This is a genomic window from Pseudomonas sp. BIGb0558 (assembly GCF_024807515.1).
Taxonomy (GTDB): domain Bacteria; phylum Pseudomonadota; class Gammaproteobacteria; order Pseudomonadales; family Pseudomonadaceae; genus Aquipseudomonas; species Aquipseudomonas yamanorum_A.
Genome location: NZ_JANUEW010000003.1, coordinates 90,818 through 110,936, shown reverse-complemented (window position 1 = coordinate 110,936; position 20,119 = coordinate 90,818). Strand labels below are relative to the sequence as shown.

Sequence of the window (20,119 nt, the reverse complement as noted above, 5' to 3'; positions counted from 1 at the left end):
GCGCGAACCCCGGCCACAGTTGTCAGGCAGTAACAGCCGATTCCAGGAAGTCCTGGGCAAAGCGTTGCAACACGCCGCCCGCCTCGTAGATCGACACTTCTTCAGCCGTGTCCAGGCGGCAGGTCACCGGCACCTCGACACGCTCGCCATTCCTGCGGTTGATCAACAAGGTCAGTTGCGCACGCGGGGTGCGCTCGCCGATCACGTCGTAGGTTTCGGTGCCGTCGATCTTCAACGTCTTGCGGTCGGTGCCCGGCAGGAACTCCAGGGGCAACACGCCCATGCCCACCAGGTTGGTGCGGTGGATACGCTCGAAGCCTTCGGCAGCAATCGCTTCCACACCCGCCAGGCGCACGCCCTTGGCCGCCCAGTCCCGGGACGAACCCTGGCCATAGTCGGCACCGGCGATGATGATCAGCGGCTGCTTGCGTTCCATGTAGGTTTCGATGGCTTCCCACATGCGCGTGACCTTGCCTTCCGGCTCCAGGCGCGCCAGGGAACCCTGCTTGACCTTGCCGTCTTCAACCACCATTTCATTGAACAGTTTCGGGTTGGCGAAGGTGGCGCGTTGCGCGGTCAAATGGTCGCCCCTGTGAGTCGCATAGGAGTTGAAGTCGACTTCCGGCAGGCCCATTTTCGCCAGGTATTCACCGGCGGCGCTGTCGAGCATGATCGCGTTGGACGGCGACAGGTGATCGGTGGTGATGTTGTCCGGCAGCACCGCCAACGGGCGCATGCCCTTGAGCGGACGTGCGCCGGCCAGGGCGCCTTCCCAATACGGCGGGCGGCGGATGTAGGTGCTCTGCGGGCGCCAGTCGTACAGCGGCGTGACTTTGGGGCCGGTGTCTTCATGGATCGCGAACATCGGGATGTAGACCTGGCGGAACTGCTCCGGCTTGACCGAGGCCTTGACTACTGCGTCGATTTCTTCGTCGCTCGGCCAGATGTCCTTCAGGCGGATTTCCTGGCCGTCGGCGTCCAGGCCCAGCACGTCTTTTTCGATGTCGAAACGGATGGTGCCGGCAATCGCATAGGCCACCACCAGCGGCGGCGAAGCGAGGAACGCTTGCTTGGCGTACGGGTGGATGCGGCCGTCGAAGTTACGGTTGCCCGAGAGCACGGCGGTGGCGTACAGGTCGCGGTCGATGATCTCTTGCTGGATCACCGGATCGAGCGCGCCAGACATGCCGTTGCAGGTGGTGCAGGCGAACGCCACCACGCCGAAACCCAACTGCTCCAGCTCAGTGGTCAGCCCGGCTTCGTCGAGGTACATCGCTACGGTTTTCGAACCCGGCGCCAGGGACGACTTGACCCACGGCTTGCGGGCCAGCCCGAGCTTGTTGGCGTTGCGCGCCAGCAGGCCGGCGGCAATCACGTTGCGCGGGTTGCTGGTGTTGGTGCAACTGGTGATGGCAGCGATGATCACCGCGCCGTCGGGCATTTGCCCCGGCACGTCATCCCACTGGCCAGAGATGCCCTTGGCCGCCAGGTCGCTGGTGGCAACACGGGCGTGTGGGTTGCTCGGGCCGGCCATGTTGCGCACCACCGAGGACAAATCGAAGCTCAGGCCACGCTCGTATTGCGCGCCCTTGAGGTCGTCTGCCCACAGCCCGGTGTGGCGAGCGTATTGCTCCACCAGGGCGACTTGTTCGTCTTCACGGCCGGTGAGTTTCAGGTAGGCGATGGTCTGCTGGTCGATGTAGAACATCGCTGCGGTGGCACCGTATTCCGGGGCCATGTTGGAGATGGTGGCGCGGTCGCCCAGGGTCAGCGCGGACGCGCCTTCACCGAAGAACTCCAGCCACGCGCCGACGACCTTTTGCTTGCGCAGGAACTCGGTCAGCGCCAGCACCATGTCGGTGGCGGTGATGCCCGGTTGCAGCTTGCCCGTCAGCTCCACGCCGACGCTTTCCGGCAGGCGCATCCACGAGGCGCGGCCAAGCATCACGCTCTCCGCTTCGAGGCCGCCAACGCCGATGGCGATCACGCCCAATGCGTCCACGTGCGGCGTGTGGCTGTCGGTGCCGACGCAGGTATCCGGGAAGGCCACGCCGTCACGCACCTGGATCACCGGAGACATTTTCTCCAGGTTGATCTGGTGCATGATGCCGTTGCCCGGCGGGATCACATCGACGTTCTTGAAGGCCTTTTTGGTCCACTCGATAAAGTGGAAACGGTCTTCGTTGCGGCGGTCTTCGATGGCGCGGTTTTTCTCGAACGCCTGCGGGTCAGACCCACCGGCTTCGACGGCCAGGGAATGGTCGACGATCAGTTGGGTGGGCACCACCGGGTTGACCTGGGCCGGGTCACCGCCTTGCAAGGCGATGGCATCGCGCAGGCCGGCGAGGTCCACCAGGGCGGTCTGGCCGAGGATGTCGTGGCACACCACGCGGGCCGGGAACCACGGAAAATCGAGGTCGCGCTTGCGCTCGATCAGTTGGCTCAGGGACGCGTTGAGGGTCGCCGGGTCGCAGCGACGCACCAGGTTCTCGGCGAGTACGCGGGAGGTGTACGGCAGCGTGGCGTAGGCGCCGGGGGTGATTGCATCGACGGCCGCACGGGCGTCGTAGAAATCGAGGCGGCTGCCGGGCAGCGGTTTGCGGTGTTCAGTGTTCATAGGCTGGGACTCGGTCACGGTAAGGTGTACAGCAAAAACCTGTGGCATGGGCCTGGATGAACACGGTCCCTGTGGGAGCCGGGCTTGCCCGCGATGCGGGCACCTCGATGTGTCAGTTACACCGAGGTGATGCTATCGCAGGCAAGCCAGCTCCCACATTGAACCGGTTCCGATCCTTAAAACCGGCGCCTCAGATTCCCACCACTCAGCGACGTTCGATTGGCACGAACTTGCGCTGCTCAACGCCGATGTACTCGGCGCTCGGACGGATAATGCGGTTGTTGGCACGCTGTTCGAACACGTGAGCCGCCCAGCCGGTGAGGCGTGAGCAGACGAAAATCGGGGTGAACAGCTTGGTCGGGATGCCCATGAAGTGGTACGCCGAGGCATGGTAGAAGTCGGCGTTGGGGAACAGTTTCTTCTGCTCCCACATGGTCTTGTCGATGGCTTCGGAAACTGGGAACAACACCGTGTCGCCCACTTCGTCGGCAAGTTTTTTCGACCAGCCCTTGATCACTTCATTACGCGGGTCGCTGTCTTTGTAGATCGCGTGGCCAAAGCCCATGATCTTGTCCTTGCGCGCCAGCATGCCGAGGGTGCCTTCCACCGCTTCCTGGGCGGACGAGAAACGCTCGATCATTTCCATCGCCGCTTCGTTGGCGCCACCGTGCAGCGGGCCGCGCAGGGAGCCGATGGCGGCGGTAACGCAGGAATACAGGTCCGACAGGGTCGACGCACACACGCGGGCGGTGAAGGTCGAGGCGTTGAACTCGTGCTCGGCGTAGAGGATCAGCGACACGTTCATCACCTTGACGTGCAAGTCGCTGGGCTTCTTGTCATGCAGCAGGTGCAGGAAGTGGCCGCCGATGGATGGCTCGTCGGTCACGCAGTTGATACGCTGGCCGTCGTGGCTGAAGCGGTACCAGTAGCACATGATCGCCGGGAACGCGGCCAGCAGGCGGTCGGTCACATCGCGCTGCACGGAGAAGTCTTTCTCCGGCTCGATATTGCCCAGGAACGAGCAACCGGTGCGCATCACGTCCATCGGGTGGGCGTCGGCGGGGATGCGTTCCAGCACTTCTTTCAGCGCCTGGGGCAGGTCGCGCAGCTTGCCGAGCTTGGCGGTGTAGGCGGCCAGTTCGGCCTGGGTCGGCAGTTCGCCGTACAGCAGCAGATAGGCGACTTCTTCAAACTGCGCGTCGGCAGCCAGTTCGCGCACGTCGTAGCCGCGATAGGTCAAGCCGGCACCGGCCTGGCCCACGGTGGACAGTGCAGTCTGCCCGGCAACCTGGCCACGCAGGCCAGCTCCACTCAGTACTTTTGCTTCGGCCATGGTTATCTCCAATCTTGTAGTTATTCAGGGAGGCGTGTTCACAACACACCCTCTACTGTAGGAGCCGGCTTGCCGGCGATGAGTCCCCCGACATCGGCGCAATCCTTGAAGACGCCATCGCCGGCAAGCCGGCTCCTACAGTGAGCGAACAGCCTTTATTTTTTGGCGGCGAACAGCGCGTCGAGCTTCTGCTCGAAGGTGTGGTAGTCGATGCGATCGTAAAGCTCCATGCGGGTTTGCATGGTGTCGATCACGTTCTGCTGGGTGCCGTCGCGACGAATCGCGGTGTAGACGTTCTCGGCGGCCTTGTTCATGGCGCGGAAAGCCGAGAGCGGGTACAGGACAATGGAAACATCCGCAGATTTCAGTTGGTCGACAGTGTAGAGCGGCGTTGCACCGAACTCGGTGATGTTGGCCAGGATCGGCGCTTTCACGCGGGAGGCGAACAGCTTGTACATCTCAAGCTCCGTGATGGCTTCCGGGAACACCATGTCGGCACCGGCCTCGATGCAGGCGGCGGCGCGTTCCAGGGCGGATTCCAGGCCTTCGACGGCGAGCGCATCGGTACGGGCCATGATCACGAAGCTGTCATCGGTGCGCGCATCCACGGCGGCCTTGATGCGGTCGACCATTTCCTGCTGGGACACGATCTCTTTATTCGGACGATGGCCGCAACGCTTGGCGCCCACCTGGTCTTCGATATGGATCGCCGCCGCGCCGAACTTGATCATCGACTTGACGGTGCGCGCCACGTTGAACGCCGAGGAACCGAAACCGGTGTCCACGTCCACCAGCAGCGGCAGGTCGCACACGTCGGTGATGCGGCGCACGTCGGTCAGCACGTCATCCAGGCCGGTGATGCCGAGGTCCGGCACGCCGAGGGAGCCGGCAGCCACCCCGCCACCCGACAGGTAGATCGCCTTGAACCCGGCACGCTTGGCCAGCAGCGCGTGGTTGGCGTTGATCGCGCCGACCACTTGCAAGGGCTGCTCGCTGGCAACCGCGTCACGGAAACGCTGGCCTGGAGTGATGTTGTTATTGGAACTCATGACTCACCTCGTGATTGGGGAGCGCCGTCCGGGAAGTGACGGGCAATGTTGCGTTTGGAAGCGCCGATATGCCGGCGCATCAACAACTCGGCCAGTTCACCGTCGCGATCGGCAATCGCGTCAAGAATGCGGTGATGCTCGGCAAAGGCCTGGCGTGGACGATTGGGGGTGGCGGAGAACTGGATGCGGTACATGCGCACCAATTGATACAGCTCGCCGCACAGCATTTGGGTCAGGGTGCGGTTACCGGCGCCTTGAATTATCCGGTAATGAAAATCGAAGTCGCCTTCCTGCTGGTAGTAGCCGACACCGGCCTGGAAGGCGGCATCGCGCTCGTGGGTGTGCAACACCTGGCGCAATTCTTCAATCTCGGCGTCGGTCATGCGCTCGGCCGCCAGGCGGCAGGCCATGCCTTCGAGGGATTCGCGGATTTCGTAGAGCTCGATCAGCTCTTCATGGCTCAATGACACCACTCTCGCGCCTACATGGGGGATGCGCACCAGCAGGCGCTGGCCTTCCAGGCGGTGGATCGCCTCGCGCAGCGGGCCACGGCTGATGCCGTAGGTGCGCGCCAGTTCCGGCTCGGAGATCTTGCTGCCCGGGGCGATCTCGCCCTTGACGATGGCGGCCTGGATACGCCGGAAGACGTTCTCGGACATGGTCTGGGAATCGTCTTGGGCCATCACTGGGGTTTCCAGTTGATCCAGCATATTGTCGACACCTTTAAAAGCAATGCCGCAAAAACTAGCCAATCAGCCCCGGATAGTCAAAGAATAAATACACATTGTCGACAATCGTCTAATAACCTGCCTTGCACTCTATCAGGGCATGGCCGGCTGCCAGCGCTGGCACAAGAAAACCTTCATGTTAGAATGCCGGCCACTTTTGCCTGCCATCCATGGATGAAAGGCGCACCAGAGATTGCGCAGCGATGCCAGTCGCCTGCCCCGCGTCAGGATTTATGAGACTCAAGCCCTTCCCCTTTTTGCTTCTACTGTTCATACCGGGCCTTGGCGTTGCAGCCGAGAAGACCGTGTATGGCCTCAATGAATACGCCAAGTTGGCCGGCATTGACCTGGAAGTGGCCGCCAAACTCGACACCGGTGCCAAGACCGCCTCCCTGAGCGCCCGCGACATCAAGCGTTTCAAGCGCAACGGCGAATCCTGGGTGCGCTTTTATCTCGCCATCGACACCGCCCATTCCCACCCCATCGAGCGTCCCCTGGCCCGCGTGAGCAAGATCAAGCGCCGCGCCGGCGACTACGACCCCGATGAAGACAAGAACTACACCGCCCGTCCAGTGATTGCCCTGGACATCTGCATGGGCACCGCTTTACGCAGCATCGAAGTGAACTTGACTGACCGCAGCGCTTTCCAATACCCGCTGCTGATCGGCTCCGAAGCGCTGAAACGCTTTGATGCGCTGGTCGACCCCAGTCTTAAATACGCGGCGGGCAAACCTGCCTGCGCCACCGACGCTCATACCGCTGAGTAATTTGAATGCGCTCTCTTAATCTGCACCTGAAAATCCTGATCGCCGTGTTGGTGGTCCTGGGCATTTCGGTCACCGCCTACCAGATTTTCGTGCTGGGGATTCCCGTCACCGAGGACGCCACCGACGACCTGTGGAACATCGACGCCAAGGTCGAGTTCGTCGCCAGCGCCAAGGACCCGGTGAAAATCCAGATGTTCGTGCCGCCGTTAAGCCGCGACTTCGTCAGCCTGAACGAAAGCTTTATCTCGAATAACTACGGCGTGAGCGTCAACCGCCTCGATGGCAACCGCAAGGTCACCTGGTCGGCCCGCCGGGCCAAGGGCAACCAGACCCTCTACTACCGCCTGGTGCTGACCAAGCGCTACAGCGGTGAAAAGGTCAAGGTCAAGGGCCCCACCTTCCGCGACAGCATTGCCGTCGAAGGCCCGGAAAAAATCGCCGCCGAAGCCCTGCTGGCGCCAATCCGCCAGCACTCGGCCGACGTCGAGACCTTTATCAGCGAAGCCATCAAGCGCACCAACAACCTCAACGACGACAACGTGAAGCTGCTGCTGGCGGGCGACCCGTCGACGCCGCACAAGGCCAAGATCGTCGAGCTGCTGCTGTCCATCGCCCACGTGCCGGTGGAAAAGGTCCACACCATCCGCCTGGTGGCCGACCAGCCGCAAACCCCGGAACTCTGGCTGCGCAGCTTCAACGGCAATGACTGGCTGTACTTCAACCCCGACACCGGCGAACAAGGCCTGCCGGCCGACCGCCTGCTGTGGTGGACCGGCGATGAAAACCTGATCACCGTCGACGGTGGCAAGAAAGCCATGGTGACCTTCAGCCTCAACAACAGTGAAATGAACGCGATCCGCCTGGCCAAGCTGACGGACGAAAACACCGACGCCAACTTCCTCGAATACTCGCTGTACGGCCTGCCGCTGCAAACCCAGCAGACCTTCATGATCATGGTGATGATCCCGATTGGCGTGCTGGTGATCCTGATCCTGCGCAACCTGATCGGCCTGCAGACCCTCGGCACGTTTACCCCGGTGCTGATTGCCCTGGCGTTCCGCGAGACACAGCTGGGCTTCGGGATTGTGCTGTTCACCATTATTACGGCGCTGGGGCTGTCGCTGCGGTCTTACCTGGAACACTTGAAGCTGCAGATGCTGCCGAGGCTCTCGGTGGTGCTGACCTTCGTGGTGGTGCTGATCGCGGCCATCAGCCTGTTCAGCCACAAGCTGGGCCTGGAACGTGGGCTGTCGGTGGCACTGTTCCCGATGGTAATCCTGACCATGACCATCGAACGCCTGTCGATCACCTGGGAAGAGCGCGGTGGCGGCCATGCGATGAAAGTCGCGATCGGCACGCTGTTCGCGGCCTCCCTGGCCCACATCATCATGAGCGTGCCGGAGCTGATCTACTTCGTGTTCACCTTCCCGGCGATCCTGTTGATCCTGGTGGGCTTCATGCTGGCCATGGGTCGTTATCGCGGCTACCGCCTGACCGAACTGGTGCGCTTCAAGGCGTTCCTCAAGGCTGACTCGTAATGTTCGGCTTCTGGAAGACCTGGAAGGCCCTGGAAGCGCGGGGGATCATGGGCATCAACCGGCGTAACGCCGACTATGTGCTCAAGTACAACAAGCGCAGCCTGTACCCGATCGTGGATGACAAGATCATCACCAAGGAACGGGCCATGGCGGCCGGCATCCACGTGCCGGAGATGTACGGGGTCATTTCCACCGAGAAGGAAATCGACAAGCTCGACGAGATCATCGGCGGGCGCAGCGACTTCGTGATCAAGCCGGCCCAGGGCGCCGGCGGTGACGGCATCCTGGTGATCGCCGACCGGTTTGAAGGGCGCTATCGCACGGTCTCCGGCAAGATCATCAGCCACGAAGAGATCGAGCATCAGATTTCCAGCATCCTCACCGGCCTGTATTCCCTCGGCGGCCACCGCGACCGGGCGCTGATCGAATACCGCGTGGTGCCCGACCAGATCTTCAAGAGCATCAGCTACGAAGGCGTGCCGGACATCCGCATCATTGTGCTGATGGGCTACCCGGTGATGGCCATGCTGCGCCTGCCCACCCGCCAGTCCGGCGGCAAGGCCAACCTGCACCAGGGCGCGATTGGCGTGGGTGTAGACCTGGCTACCGGCCTGACCCTGCGGGGCACCTGGCTGAACAACATCATCACCAAACACCCCGACACCACCAACGCGGTGGACGGCGTGCAACTGCCCAACTGGGACGGTTTCATGAAGCTCGCCGCCGGTTGCTATGAACTGTGTGGCCTGGGCTATATCGGCGTGGACATGGTGCTGGACCAGGAAAAAGGCCCGCTGATCCTCGAGCTGAACGCTCGCCCGGGGCTGAATATCCAGATCGCCAACGACTGCGGCCTGACCTTGCGTACCCATGCGGTGGAAGCCCGACTGGAAGCGCTGAAGGCCGCAGGCGTGACGGAAACGCCCGAAGAACGGGTGAAGTTCGTGCAGGAGATGTTTGGGCATATTCCGGCGGTCGAGGGATAAACCCAGTGACCTGCTCCGTACATCCGCTGCCCTACCGGGCCAACCCTGCCGAATACTTTGCAGCGATCCGCCATGCGCCCGGCGCGGTGCTGCTGGACAGTGGCCGACCGGCCGCCGAGCGCGGCCGTTATGACCTGCTGAGCGCCTGGCCCGAAACGACCCTGGCGGTGCTGCCCGACGAAAGCGGCAGCGATTTCCTGCAACGCTTGCGGGAAAACCTGACGTTGCTGGGTGAAGCCGACATTCCCGCGCCCTACGAACTGCCGTTTGCCGGCGGCCTCATTGGCTACCTGAGCTACGACTTCGGTCGTCATCTTGAGCAACTGCCACACCTGGCCGTGGACGACCTGCACCTGCCGGATGCGCGCTTTGGCCTGTACGCCTGGGCCTTGATCAGCGATCACCAGGCGCAGACCAGCCAACTGGTATTCCACCCCAAACAGACGGAAAGCGAGCGGCAACGCTTGATCAGCCTGTTCAGCCAGCCCGCCATCAGCCCGCAGGCAACGTTCAAGCTGCAAGGCCCCATGGCCCCGGACGTGACCGCCCAAACCTACCAGCAAGCCCTCGCCCGCATCCAGGACTACATCCAGGCCGGCGACTGCTACCAGGTCAACTTTGCCCAACGCTTCCGCGCCCCGTGCAGCGGCGACCCGTGGGTGGCCTACTGCGCCCTGCGCGAAGCCTGCCCTACGCCGTTTTCCGGGTTCCAGAGCCTGCCGGACGATGGCGCAGTGCTGAGTTTGTCGCCGGAGCGCTTCGTCAAAATCAGCCAGCGCCAGGTGGAAACCCGCCCGATCAAGGGCACCCGGCCACGGGGGGCGACGCCTGAGGAAGACGCGGCCAACGCCGCCGAACTGCTGGCCAGCCCCAAGGATCGTGCCGAGAACCTGATGATCGTCGACCTGCTGCGCAACGACCTGGGCCGCACCTGCCGTACCGGCTCGGTGAAAGTGCCGGAGTTGTTCAGCCTGGAAAGCTATCCGAATGTGCATCACCTGGTGAGCAGCGTGACTGGCGAACTGGCCGACGATAAAGACGCCCTGGACCTGATTGCCGGCAGCTTCCCCGGCGGCTCCATCACCGGCGCTCCGAAGATCCGTGCAATGCAGATCATCGACGAGCTGGAGCCGACGCGGCGTGGGTTGTACTGCGGGTCACTGCTGTACCTGGACGTGCGCGGCGAGATGGACAGCTCCATCGCGATTCGCAGCTTGCTGGTCAAGGATGGGCAGGTGTGCTGCTGGGGCGGCGGCGGGATCGTCGCGGACTCGGAATGGCAAGCGGAGTACCAGGAATCGATGACCAAGGTGCGGGTGTTGCTGGAAACGCTGGAAGGCTTGTAGCGACTGGCCAGGCCCCATCGCAGGCAAGCCTGCTCCCACATTTGAATGGGTTCACAAATCAACATGTGGGAGCTGGCTTGCCTGCGATGAGGCCATCAGCCACGCCAAATAACTTACAGGCTCAACTGTCGATTCGACGCCTTGATGAACTCTTTCTTCAAATCCTCAAACGTATGCACCGCCGGGAACTGCGGGAACTCGCGGATCACGTTCTCCGGCGCGTGGAACAGGATCCCACGGTCCGCTTCACCGAGCATGGTGGTGTCGTTGTAGGAGTCACCGGCGGCAATCACCCGGTAGTACAGGGTCTTGAAGGCCAGTACCGACTGACGCTTGGGATCTTTCTGACGCAGCTGGTAGCTCACCACCCGGTCGTTCTCGTCGGTGATCAAGCGATGGCACAGCAAGGTCGGGAAACCCAGTTGACGCATCAACGGCTGGGAGAACTCATAGAACGTGTCCGACAGGATCACCACTTGGAAGCGCTCGCGCAGCCAGTTGACGAACTCGATGGCGCCGTCCAGGGGCTTGAGGGTGGCGATCACTTCCTGGATATCCGACAGCTTCAGCCCGTGCTCATCCAGAATGCGCAGGCGTTGTTTCATCAGCACGTCGTAGTCGGGAATGTCCCGGGTGGTGGCCCGCAAGGATTCAATACCGGTTTTTTCGGCGAAGGCGATCCAGATTTCCGGGACCAGCACCCCTTCCAGGTCGAGACAGGCAATTTCCACAAGACACTCCCATTTAAAGTTATTGAGTTGAGCGAGCAAAAGGACTGCCGAACTCTAGCGATTCACGCTGGCCGCCGCAACGCAGGCGGGATTTTGTTACCATCGCCCTCCTATAGAGCGCTAAGCGCCATTGACCTGTAGGAACCGTCCTGATGAACCAAGCCTTCGACGTCGCTGAACTCGCCGCGACTTATGCCAACAAATCCGCCCAGGACATTCTCAAGCTGGCATTCAGCCAGTTTGGCGACGACCTGTGGATCTCTTTCAGCGGTGCCGAGGACGTGGTGCTGGTCGACATGGCCTGGAAGCTGAACAAGAACGTCAAGGTGTTCAGCCTCGACACCGGCCGCCTGCATCCGGAGACCTACCGGTTTATCGAGCAGGTGCGTGAGTTCTACAAGATCGACATCGAGCTGATCTCGCCCGACCAGAGCAAGCTGGAACCCTTCGTCAAGGCAAAGGGCCTGTTCAGCTTCTACAAGGACGGCCATGGCGAGTGCTGCGGCGTGCGCAAGATCGAACCGCTGCGCCGCAAGCTGTCCGGCGTGAGCGCCTGGGCCACCGGCCAGCGCCGCGACCAGAGCCCCGGCACCCGCAGCCAGGTGGCCTCACTGGAAATCGACAGCGCCTTCTCCACCCCTGAACGCACCCTGTACAAGTTCAACCCGCTGGCGCAGATGACCAGCGAAGAGATCTGGGGTTACATCCGCATGCTGGAGCTGCCGTACAACAGCCTGCACGAGCGCGGCTTTATCAGCATCGGCTGTGAGCCCTGCACCCGCCCGGTACTGCCGAACCAGCACGAACGCGAAGGCCGTTGGTGGTGGGAAGAAGCAACCCAGAAGGAATGCGGGTTGCACGCAGGGAATATCATCAGCAAGGCGTAACGCCTGCCTCAAAATCCTGTACACAGAAATGTCACCATCGGTGCCATTTTTGTGTGCACTTATAAAATCATGCACCGAAAAGTTACACCCTCCTGCGTAGTACCTCCGTTTAAATCCCGTCCCGTCCCTGCGCTACAAAATAAATAGCTGTTCAATCGGTCAATTTATATCGCTTTAAATTCAGCTGTTTATTTCCAATCACTCTAAAAACCAAATCCTCCGACATTTTCCCAGGCGAAAATCTGGCACGCATGTGGCTTAAGGCAAAACACACTTTGTATACAATTAATAAAAAAGATACATACACTTTGACATCAGCCGCCCGCCTGCTGATGTCCAGGAGCCTGCCGGAATGCGTACAAGTCTCTCCAATAACATCGCACTGGATCTGCCCTCCTCCCTGAACCCCGAGGCCACGAACCCCGGCCCGCTGGTGCTCAGCCCGCGTCTGCACAACAAGGACCTGGCGCCCACCAAGGCCGAGGGTCGACGTTGGGGCCGCTACAGTATCTTTGCCCTGTGGACCAACGATGTGCATAACATCGCCAACTATTCCTTCGCCATTGGCCTGTATGCGCTGGGCCTGGGCGGCTGGCAGATTCTGCTGTCACTGGGGATCGGCGCGGCGCTGGTGTACTTCTTCATGAACCTGTCGGGCTACATGGGGCAGAAGACCGGCGTGCCGTTTCCGGTGATCAGCCGCATCAGTTTCGGCATCCATGGCGCGCAGATTCCGGCGCTGATTCGCGCGGTGATCGCGATTGCCTGGTTCGGGATTCAGACCTACCTGGCCTCGGTGGTTTTCCGCGTGCTGTTGACGGCGGTTCACCCTGGTTTTGCCGACTACGACCACAACGCGATCCTCGGCCTGTCGACCCTCGGCTGGGCGTGTTTCGTGGCGATCTGGTTTGTGCAGTTGGCCATCCTCGCCTACGGCATGGAGATGGTGCGCCGCTATGAAGCCTTCGCCGGGCCGGTGATTTTGCTGACCGTGGCATCGCTGGCCGGCTGGATGTATTTCCAGGCCGGCGGCCAGATCGCCTGGTCGATTCGCGAACCGCTGACGGGTGGCGAGATGTGGCGCAATATTTTCGCCGGCGGTGCGCTGTGGCTGGCGATCTACGGCACGCTGATCCTGAATTTCTGCGACTTCGCCCGCTCCTCCCCATGCCGCAAGACCATCAAGGTCGGCAACTTCTGGGGCCTGCCGGTGAATATCCTGGTGTTCGCCGCCATCACCGTGCTGCTGTGTGGCGGGCAGTTCCACCTCAACGGCCGGGTGATCGAGAGCCCCACGGAAATCATCGCGGCAATTCCGAACACCTTCTTCCTGGTGCTGGGCTGCCTGGCGTTCCTGATTGTGACCGTGGCGGTGAATATCATGGCCAACTTTGTCGCGCCGGCCTTTGTGCTGAGCAACCTGGCGCCCAAGTACCTGAACTTCCGCCGCGCCGGGCTGATCAGCGCCACCGTGGCGGTGCTGATCCTGCCGTGGAATCTCTACAACAGCCCGCTGGTGATCGTGTATTTCCTCTCGGGGCTGGGCGCGCTGCTGGGGCCGTTGTACGGCGTGATCATGGTCGACTACTGGCTGATCCGCAAAAGCCAGGTGGATGTGCCGCAGCTGTATAGCGAAGACCCGAAGGGCGCTTATTACTACAGCCGTGGCGTCAATCTGCGCGCCGTAGCGGCCTTCATTCCTGCGGCGGTGATCGCCATTCTCCTCGCCCTGCTGCCCGGTTTTGCCCACGTCTCGCCCTTCTCCTGGCTGATTGGCGCCGGTATTGCAGGGCTGCTGTACCTGCTGTTTGCCAAGCGCCAGCCGTATTACGCCGATGTGAGCGGCGAAAGCATTGCAGTCGATAACGTCAGTCATTAAGTAAGGACATTCCATGCGCATCCTTGTGGTCAACGTCAACACCACCGAATCCATCACCGAGGCCATCGCCAAACAGGCACGGGCGGTGGCGTCCCCCGGCACCGAGATCGTCGGGCTGACCCCGTTTTTTGGTGCCGAGTCGGTGGAGGGCAACTTTGAAAGCTACCTGGCGGCCATTGCCGTGATGGACCGGGTGATGGCCTACGACCAGCCGTTCGACGCGGTGATCCAGGCCGGGTACGGCGAGCATGGCCGCGAAGGGTTGCAGGAGTTGCTCAACGTGCCGGTGGTGGACATCACCGAAGCGGCCGCCAGCACCGCGATGTTCCTCGGGCATGCCTACTCGGTGGTGACCACCCTGGACCGCACCGTGCCGCTGATCGAAGACCGGCTGAAACTCGCGGGTTTGTATCAGCGTTGTGCATCGGTGCGCGCCAGCGGCATGGCGGTGCTGGAACTGGAAGAAGACCCGCTGCGGGCCATGGAAGCCATCGTGCGCCAGGCTGAGCTGGCGATCAGCGAAGACAAGGCCGAAGTGATCTGCCTGGGCTGCGGCGGCATGGCCGGGCTGGATGATCAGATTCGCCACCGAACAGGCGTGCCGGTGGTGGACGGTGTAACGGCGGCGGTGACGATTGCCGAAGGCTTGGTGCGGCTGGGGCTGTCGACCTCGAAGATCCGCACGTATGCCACGCCGAGGCCGAAGAAAGTCATCGGTTGGCCGGGGCGCCGTTAAGACCGAGCCGTGGCCATCGCGGGCAAGCCCGGCTCCCACAGTGACTGAGTGTGCCGCTACTTTTGTGTCTGGCGCAGATCAAATGTGGGAGCCGGGCTTGCCCGCGATGGCCACGCCTCGGTGTAACGCCATCACTCAAATGGCACTGAACCGCTGCCCCAGCCGGCGCTCGACAAACTGCTCAAGGATGAACTCCACAAACGCCCGGGTCTTGCCGGGCAGCAGTTTGTGTTCGGCGTAGTACAGCGAGATATTGCCGTCGTCGACGTACCAGTCGGGCAGCACCCGCACCAGTTGGCCACTGTCCAGATACGGAACCGCCATCGGCATGCTGACCAGCGCAACGCCAAGGCCTTGGGCGCTGGCGCAACAGGCGGCGCCGGAGTCGCTCATGGTCATGCGCGGCTTGAGCACCAGCGGGCGTTGTTCGCGGGTGCGGTGGGTGAGTTGCCAGGAACGCACGCGCCCGGTTTGCGGTGAACGGATCAGGATGCCGTTGCACAGCGACAAGTCCTCGGGCACGACCACCGGCTTACGTTGGGCCAGGTAATCCGGCGAAGCCAGCAGAATCCGGTGCGCCGGTGCCAGCTTGCGCGCGACCACGCCTTGGGGCAGTTCAAAACCACCGCCGATCGCGGCATCGAAGCCTTGGCCAATCAGGTCCACCTGGCGGTTGTCGAAATGCCAGTCGGGGTTGATGTCAGGAAAACGCTTTAGAAACTCCCCCAGTAACGGCACCACATAACGGTTGCCGAACACCGTGCCCATGCTCACCTTAAGCGTACCCACCGGCCGCCCTTCAGCGCTGGCCAGATTGGCCACGGCGTTTTGAATGGTGGTGAGGCTGCCACTGACTTCCTCCAGGAACAGCTTGCCGGCTTCCGTCAGGGTCAGGCGCCGGGTGCTACGCTGGAACAGCCTTACACCGAGCCGCGCCTCCAGCTTGGCCACGCTTTTGCCTACAGCCGCCGGAGTCAGGCTCAGGTGCCGGGCGGCTTCGGCAAAGCTGCCACCTTCGGCGCTGCGCACGAAGCATTCGATACTGCCAAAGCTTTCCATATCACCCCATTCTAAACTTTTGGTTTACACAGACTATAGCAATCGCGGTCTACCGGGCGCGCCGGGTGAGGTCGATACTCGGCTCCAACCTAAACACACCTTTTGGAGAACGACATGACCACACAAAACCTCAGCGGCAAAGTCGCCTTGATCCAGGGCGGTTCCCGCGGTATCGGCGCCGCCATCGTCAAGCGCCTGGCCGCCCAGGGCGCAGCGGTCGCCTTTACCTACGTCAGCTCGGCCGCCAAGGCCGAGGAATTGCAGAACAGCGTGATCAGCGAAGGCGGCAAAGCCCTGGCGATTCATGCCGACAGCGCCGACGCAGATGCCATCCGCAGCGCCGTCAACGCCACTGTCAACGCCTTCGGGCGCCTGGATATCCTGGTGAACAACGCAGGCGTGCTGGCCGTGGGCCCGCTGGAAGACTTCAAACTGGAAGACTTCGACCGCACCCTGGCGATCAACGTGCGCAGCGTGTTTGTCGCCACCCAGGAAGCCGCGCGGCACATGGGCGAAGGTGGCCGCATCATTAACATCGGCAGCACCAACGCCGAACGCATGCCGTTTGCCGGTGGCGGCCCGTACGCCATGAGCAAGTCGGCGCTGGTGGGTTTGACCAAAGGCCTGGCACGCGACCTGGGGCCACGGGGCATCACCATCAATAACGTGCAGCCAGGCCCGGTGGACACCGACATGAACCCGGCAAGCGGTGATTTCGCCGAGAGCCTGATCGGTTTCATGGCCGTGGGCCGTTATGGCCATGTGGAAGAGATCGCCAGTTTCGTCGCCTATCTGGTTGGCCCTGAAGCCGGCTATATCACCGGCGCCAGCCTGACCATCGACGGTGGTTTCAGCGCGTAAGCAAAAGCTGCGACATCACACCACGCTCCGACCTTGGTCGACACTGACTAACGCCAAGCATCATGCGAGACTGTTCGCCCGGGCCGGGAATGCCCGGGCGTTCTTATGTCTGGAGTTCTCATGACGCTGTCCAGCGGGCTGATCGCCGCCGTTGCCCTGGCCTATATGGCCATTATGTTTGCCATCGCCTTTTACGGTGACCGTCGCCATGCGCCGTTGCCGCCGCGGATGCGTGCCTGGGTGTATAGCCTGTCGCTGGCGGTGTATTGCACCAGTTGGACCTTCTTTGGTGCCGTAGGCCAGGCGGCCGAACAATTGTGGGCATTTTTACCGATCTACCTGGGACCGGTGCTGCTGTTGGTGCTGGCGCCCTGGGTCCTGCAGAAGATGGTGCTGATCAGCAAGCAGGAAAACATCACCTCCATCGCCGACTTTATCGCCGCCCGCTACGGCAAATCCCAATCCCTTGCGGTGGTGGTGGCGCTGATCTGCCTGGTGGGCGTCCTGCCGTATATCGCCTTGCAGCTCAAAGGCATCGTGCTCGGCGTGAACCTGCTGATCGGTGCCAGCGCCGATACCACCGGCACCCGTTCCCAGGACACGGCGCTGATCGTGTCACTGGTACTGGCGCTGTTCACCATTGTGTTTGGTACCCGCAACCTGGACGCCACGGAACACCACCGGGGCATGGTGCTGGCGATTGCCTTTGAATCCCTGGTCAAGCTGTTCGCGTTTCTCGCCGTCGGGGCGTTTGTGACCTACGGCCTGTACGACGGTTTCGACGACCTGTTCAGCCAGGCAATGCTTGCGCCACGGCTGGAGGAATACTGGAAAGAGACCGTCAACTGGCCTTCGATGGTGGTGCAGACCGGCGTCGCGATGATGGCGATCATCTGCCTGCCCCGGCAGTTCCACGTGACCGTGGTGGAGAATATCGACCCGCAGGACCTGCGCCTGGCCAAGTGGGTGTTCCCGGCCTATCTGATCCTGGCGGCGCTGTTTGTGATCCCGATTGCCCTCGGCGGCAAGATGCTGCTGCCGGGCTCGGTATTGCCGGATTCCTACGTGATCAGCCTGCCGTTGGCCGAAGCCCATCCGGCCCTCGCGGTGCTGGCATTTATCGGTGGTGCCTCGGCGGCCACGGGTATGGTGATCGTCGCGAGCATCGCCCTGTCGACCATGGTTTCCAACGACATGCTGCTGCCCTGGCTGCTGCGCCGCTCCAGCGCCGAGCGGCCGTTCGAGGTGTTTCGGCACTGGATGCTGTCGGTGCGCCGAGTGAGCATTGTGATCATCCTGCTGCTGGCTTATGTCAGTTACCGGCTGCTGGGTTCGTCTGCCAGCCTGGCAACGATTGGCCAGATTGCGTTTGCTGCCGTGACGCAACTGGCGCCGGCGATGCTGGGTGCGCTGTATTGGAAACAGGCCAACCGGCGCGGGGTATTTGCCGGGTTGGCGGCAGGCACATTCCTGTGGTTCTACACCTTGGTCCTGCCGGTCACTGCAAAAAGTCTCGGCTGGTCGTTCAGCCTTTTCCCCGGCATGACGTGGCTGCATTCGCACCCGCTGGGTTTGTCCGTGACTTCCCTGACGCTAGGCACCGTATTTTCCCTGGCGGGTAACTTCACCTTGTTCGTCTGGGTCTCGATGCTCTCGCGCACCCGGGTCTCGGAGCATTGGCAGGCCGGGCGTTTTATCGGCCAGGAAATCAGCCAGCGGGCCAGCGCCCGCTCGATGCTCTCGGTGCAGATCAACGATTTGCTCAGCCTGGCGGCGCGGTTTGTCGGCGAAGAACGGGCGCATCAGAGTTTCGTGCGCTTTGCCTATCGCCAGGGCAAAGGCTTTAACCCCAACCAGAATGCCGACAACGACTGGATCGCCCACACCGAACGCTTGCTGGCAGGTGTGCTGGGTGCCTCATCAACCCGGGCGGTGGTGAAAGCTGCCATCGAAGGCCGGGAAATGCAGTTGGAGGACGTAGTACGCATCGCCGACGAAGCGTCGGAAGTGCTGCAGTTCAACCGGGCGCTGCTGCAAGGCGCCATCGAAAACATCACCCAGGGCATCAGCGTGGTGGACCAGTCCCTGCGGCTGGTGGCGTGGAACCGACGCTACCTGGAGCTGTTCAATTACCCCGAAGGCCTGATCAGTGTGGGCCGGCCGATTGCCGACATCATTCGCTACAACGCCGAACGCGGGCTGTGCGGCCCGGGCGAGGCGGAAGTGCACGTGGCGCGCCGCCTGCACTGGATGCGCCAGGGTCGCGCACACACGTCCGAACGGCTGTTTCCCAATGGCCGGGTGATCGAGTTGATCGGCAACCCGATGCCGGGTGGCGGGTTTGTGATGAGCTTCACCGACATCACCGCGTTCCGCGAAGCCGAGCAGGCGCTGACCGAGGCCAACGAAGGGCTGGAGCAACGGGTGACCGAGCGTACCCACGAACTGTCGCAACTGAACGTCGCACTCACCGATGCAAAGGGTGTGGCCGAGACCGCCAGCCAGTCGAAAACCCGCTTCCTCGCGGCCGTCAGCCACGACTTGATGCAACCGCTGAACGCCGCGCGGTTGTTTTCTGCCGCCCTCTCCCACCAGAACGACGGCATGTCGGCGGATGCCCGGCAACTGGTGCAGCACCTGGACAGCTCGCTGCGTTCGGCGGAAGACCTGATCAGCGACCTGCTGGATATTTCGCGCCTGGAAAACGGCAAGATCAATCCGCAGCGCCAGCCCTTCGTGCTCAACGAACTGTTTGATACGTTGGGTGCCGAGTTCAAGGCGCTGGCCCAGGAACAGGGTTTGCGTTTCCGGCTGCGGGGTAGCCGTTTGCGGGTCGACAGTGACATCAAGTTGCTGCGGCGGGTGTTGCAGAACTTCCTGACCAACGCGTTCCGCTATGCCGACGGGCCGGTGCTGCTGGGTGTGCGGCGCCGGCGTGGTGAATTGTGCCTGGAAGTGTGGGACCGAGGCCCCGGCATTCCCCAGGACAAGCAGAAAGTCATCTTCGAGGAATTCAAACGCCTGGACAGTCACCAGACCCGCGCGGAAAAAGGCCTGGGCCTGGGCCTGGCGATTGCCGACGGCTTGTGCCGCGTGCTTGGGCACCGCTTGAGCGTGCGCTCATGGCCGGGCAAGGGCAGCGTCTTCAGCGTACGGGTGCCGTTGGCCCGCAGCCAGGTCAGCGCCCCCGCCAAGCCGGTACCGGAAAACGGCCAGCCGTTGAGTGGCGCCCAGGTACTGTGTGTGGATAACGAAGAAAGCATCCTGATCGGCATGCGCAGTTTGCTGACGCGCTGGGGCTGTGAAGTGTGGACCGCGCGCGACCAGGCGCAATGTGCCGCGCTGCTGGCGGAGGGTGTGCGGCCGCAACTGGCCCTGGTGGATTATCACCTCGACCACGGGGAGACCGGCACCGAGTTGATGGGCTGGCTGCGGGCGCAATTGGCAGAGCCGATTCCGGGCGTGGTGATCAGTGCCGATGGACGGCCGGAGATGGTGGCCCAGGTGCATGCGGCGGGGCTGGATTACCTGGCCAAGCCGGTGAAGCCGGCGGCGTTGCGGGCGTTGTTGAGCCGGCACCTGCCGCTCTGACCACTGTAGGA

General features: G+C 62.2%; 15 protein-coding genes. 9 read left to right on the top strand and 6 right to left on the bottom strand.

All coding sequences use genetic code 11. The features are described 5' to 3' along the window. Nucleotides 1-22: 22 nt before the first annotated feature. The 4 genes from acnD to M2400_RS06550 all read right to left on the bottom strand — a co-directional run bounded on the left by acnD (nucleotide 23) and on the right by M2400_RS06550 (nucleotide 5,709). On the bottom strand, nucleotides 23-2,617 hold the full coding sequence (gene acnD / locus M2400_RS06565; RefSeq protein ID WP_177044766.1) for a Fe/S-dependent 2-methylisocitrate dehydratase AcnD: 2,595 nt from the start codon (nucleotides 2,615-2,617) through the stop codon (nucleotides 23-25). A 205-nt stretch (nucleotides 2,618-2,822) separates the two neighbouring features. After that, nucleotides 2,823-3,950, bottom strand: coding sequence for a 2-methylcitrate synthase (gene prpC / locus M2400_RS06560; RefSeq protein ID WP_010176436.1), 1,128 nt, complete (start codon nucleotides 3,948-3,950; stop codon nucleotides 2,823-2,825). 155 nt (nucleotides 3,951-4,105) lie between these two features. After that, a complete protein-coding gene (prpB, locus tag M2400_RS06555) occupies nucleotides 4,106-4,999 on the bottom strand; it encodes a methylisocitrate lyase (RefSeq protein ID WP_177044768.1) in 894 nt (297 codons plus the stop codon). Beyond that, nucleotides 4,996-5,709 carry a GntR family transcriptional regulator gene (locus tag M2400_RS06550; RefSeq protein WP_008432676.1) on the bottom strand — a complete coding sequence of 238 codons (714 nt, stop codon included), beginning with the start codon at nucleotides 5,707-5,709 and terminating at the stop codon, nucleotides 4,996-4,998. Before M2400_RS06550 ends, prpB begins: the two co-directional genes overlap by 4 nt. Nucleotides 5,710-5,960: 251 nt before the next feature. On the opposite strand from M2400_RS06550, the gene M2400_RS06545 reads away from it, so the two are divergent. From M2400_RS06545 to pabB, 4 genes are read left to right on the top strand one after another with little or no spacing between them, the layout of a single operon-like run. Continuing rightward, on the top strand, nucleotides 5,961-6,494 hold the full coding sequence (locus tag M2400_RS06545) for an ATP-dependent zinc protease (RefSeq protein WP_177044770.1): 534 nt from the start codon (nucleotides 5,961-5,963) through the stop codon (nucleotides 6,492-6,494). A gap of 5 nt (nucleotides 6,495-6,499) precedes the next feature. Next, complete coding sequence (locus tag M2400_RS06540) at nucleotides 6,500-8,032, top strand: inactive transglutaminase family protein (protein ID WP_003214971.1); 1,533 nt, start codon at nucleotides 6,500-6,502, stop codon at nucleotides 8,030-8,032. Continuing rightward, entirely contained in the window at nucleotides 8,032-9,018 is a 987-nt protein-coding gene (locus M2400_RS06535) for an alpha-L-glutamate ligase-like protein (RefSeq protein ID WP_177044772.1), read from the top strand. The genes M2400_RS06540 and M2400_RS06535 overlap by 1 nt, the downstream gene beginning before the upstream one ends. 5 nt (nucleotides 9,019-9,023) lie before the next feature. Then, on the top strand, nucleotides 9,024-10,364 hold the full coding sequence (gene pabB / locus M2400_RS06530; RefSeq protein WP_259198822.1) for an aminodeoxychorismate synthase component I: 1,341 nt from the start codon (nucleotides 9,024-9,026) through the stop codon (nucleotides 10,362-10,364). 113 nt (nucleotides 10,365-10,477) lie between these two features. Here the strand turns inward: pabB and thrH are convergent, their stop codons facing one another. Continuing rightward, complete coding sequence (gene thrH / locus M2400_RS06525) at nucleotides 10,478-11,095, bottom strand: bifunctional phosphoserine phosphatase/homoserine phosphotransferase ThrH (RefSeq protein ID WP_010176441.1); 618 nt, start codon at nucleotides 11,093-11,095, stop codon at nucleotides 10,478-10,480. 152 nt (nucleotides 11,096-11,247) lie between these two features. On the opposite strand from thrH, the gene M2400_RS06520 reads away from it, so the two are divergent. From M2400_RS06520 to M2400_RS06510, 3 genes are all read left to right on the top strand, one after another. Then, nucleotides 11,248-11,982 carry a phosphoadenylyl-sulfate reductase gene (locus M2400_RS06520; protein ID WP_259198821.1) on the top strand — a complete coding sequence of 245 codons (735 nt, stop codon included), beginning with the start codon at nucleotides 11,248-11,250 and terminating at the stop codon, nucleotides 11,980-11,982. A gap of 352 nt (nucleotides 11,983-12,334) precedes the next feature. Further along, complete coding sequence (locus tag M2400_RS06515; RefSeq protein WP_259198820.1) at nucleotides 12,335-13,861, top strand: NCS1 family nucleobase:cation symporter-1; 1,527 nt, start codon at nucleotides 12,335-12,337, stop codon at nucleotides 13,859-13,861. 13 nt (nucleotides 13,862-13,874) lie between these two features. After that, nucleotides 13,875-14,597, top strand: coding sequence for an aspartate/glutamate racemase family protein (locus tag M2400_RS06510; protein ID WP_177044781.1), 723 nt, complete (start codon nucleotides 13,875-13,877; stop codon nucleotides 14,595-14,597). Nucleotides 14,598-14,732: 135 nt separating this feature from the next. On the opposite strand, the gene M2400_RS06505 is transcribed toward M2400_RS06510, so the two are convergent. Continuing rightward, on the bottom strand, nucleotides 14,733-15,656 hold the full coding sequence (locus tag M2400_RS06505) for a LysR family transcriptional regulator (protein ID WP_177077516.1): 924 nt from the start codon (nucleotides 15,654-15,656) through the stop codon (nucleotides 14,733-14,735). A 114-nt stretch (nucleotides 15,657-15,770) separates the two neighbouring features. Between M2400_RS06505 and M2400_RS06500 the strand changes: the two genes are divergently transcribed. Beyond that, on the top strand, nucleotides 15,771-16,517 hold the full coding sequence (locus M2400_RS06500; RefSeq protein WP_177044785.1) for a 3-oxoacyl-ACP reductase family protein: 747 nt from the start codon (nucleotides 15,771-15,773) through the stop codon (nucleotides 16,515-16,517). A gap of 120 nt (nucleotides 16,518-16,637) precedes the next feature. After that, nucleotides 16,638-20,108, top strand: coding sequence for a PAS domain-containing hybrid sensor histidine kinase/response regulator (locus M2400_RS06495; RefSeq protein ID WP_177044792.1), 3,471 nt, complete (start codon nucleotides 16,638-16,640; stop codon nucleotides 20,106-20,108). Nucleotides 20,109-20,119: the final 11 nt, after the last annotated feature.

Coding starts and splice junctions, on each gene's coding strand:
- M2400_RS06515 (WP_259198820.1), top strand. CDS start 12,335: ATGCGTACAAGTCTCTCCAATAACATCGCACTGGATCTGCCCTCCTCC.
- M2400_RS06540 (WP_003214971.1), top strand. CDS start 6,500: ATGCGCTCTCTTAATCTGCACCTGAAAATCCTGATCGCCGTGTTGGTG.
- prpC (WP_010176436.1), bottom strand. CDS start 3,950: ATGGCCGAAGCAAAAGTACTGAGTGGAGCTGGCCTGCGTGGCCAGGTT.
- acnD (WP_177044766.1), bottom strand. CDS start 2,617: ATGAACACTGAACACCGCAAACCGCTGCCCGGCAGCCGCCTCGATTTC.
- M2400_RS06505 (WP_177077516.1), bottom strand. CDS start 15,656: ATGGAAAGCTTTGGCAGTATCGAATGCTTCGTGCGCAGCGCCGAAGGT.
- M2400_RS06510 (WP_177044781.1), top strand. CDS start 13,875: ATGCGCATCCTTGTGGTCAACGTCAACACCACCGAATCCATCACCGAG.
- prpB (WP_177044768.1), bottom strand. CDS start 4,999: ATGAGTTCCAATAACAACATCACTCCAGGCCAGCGTTTCCGTGACGCG.
- M2400_RS06550 (WP_008432676.1), bottom strand. CDS start 5,709: ATGCTGGATCAACTGGAAACCCCAGTGATGGCCCAAGACGATTCCCAG.
- M2400_RS06545 (WP_177044770.1), top strand. CDS start 5,961: ATGAGACTCAAGCCCTTCCCCTTTTTGCTTCTACTGTTCATACCGGGC.
- M2400_RS06495 (WP_177044792.1), top strand. CDS start 16,638: ATGACGCTGTCCAGCGGGCTGATCGCCGCCGTTGCCCTGGCCTATATG.
- M2400_RS06500 (WP_177044785.1), top strand. CDS start 15,771: ATGACCACACAAAACCTCAGCGGCAAAGTCGCCTTGATCCAGGGCGGT.
- M2400_RS06535 (WP_177044772.1), top strand. CDS start 8,032: ATGTTCGGCTTCTGGAAGACCTGGAAGGCCCTGGAAGCGCGGGGGATC.
- M2400_RS06520 (WP_259198821.1), top strand. CDS start 11,248: ATGAACCAAGCCTTCGACGTCGCTGAACTCGCCGCGACTTATGCCAAC.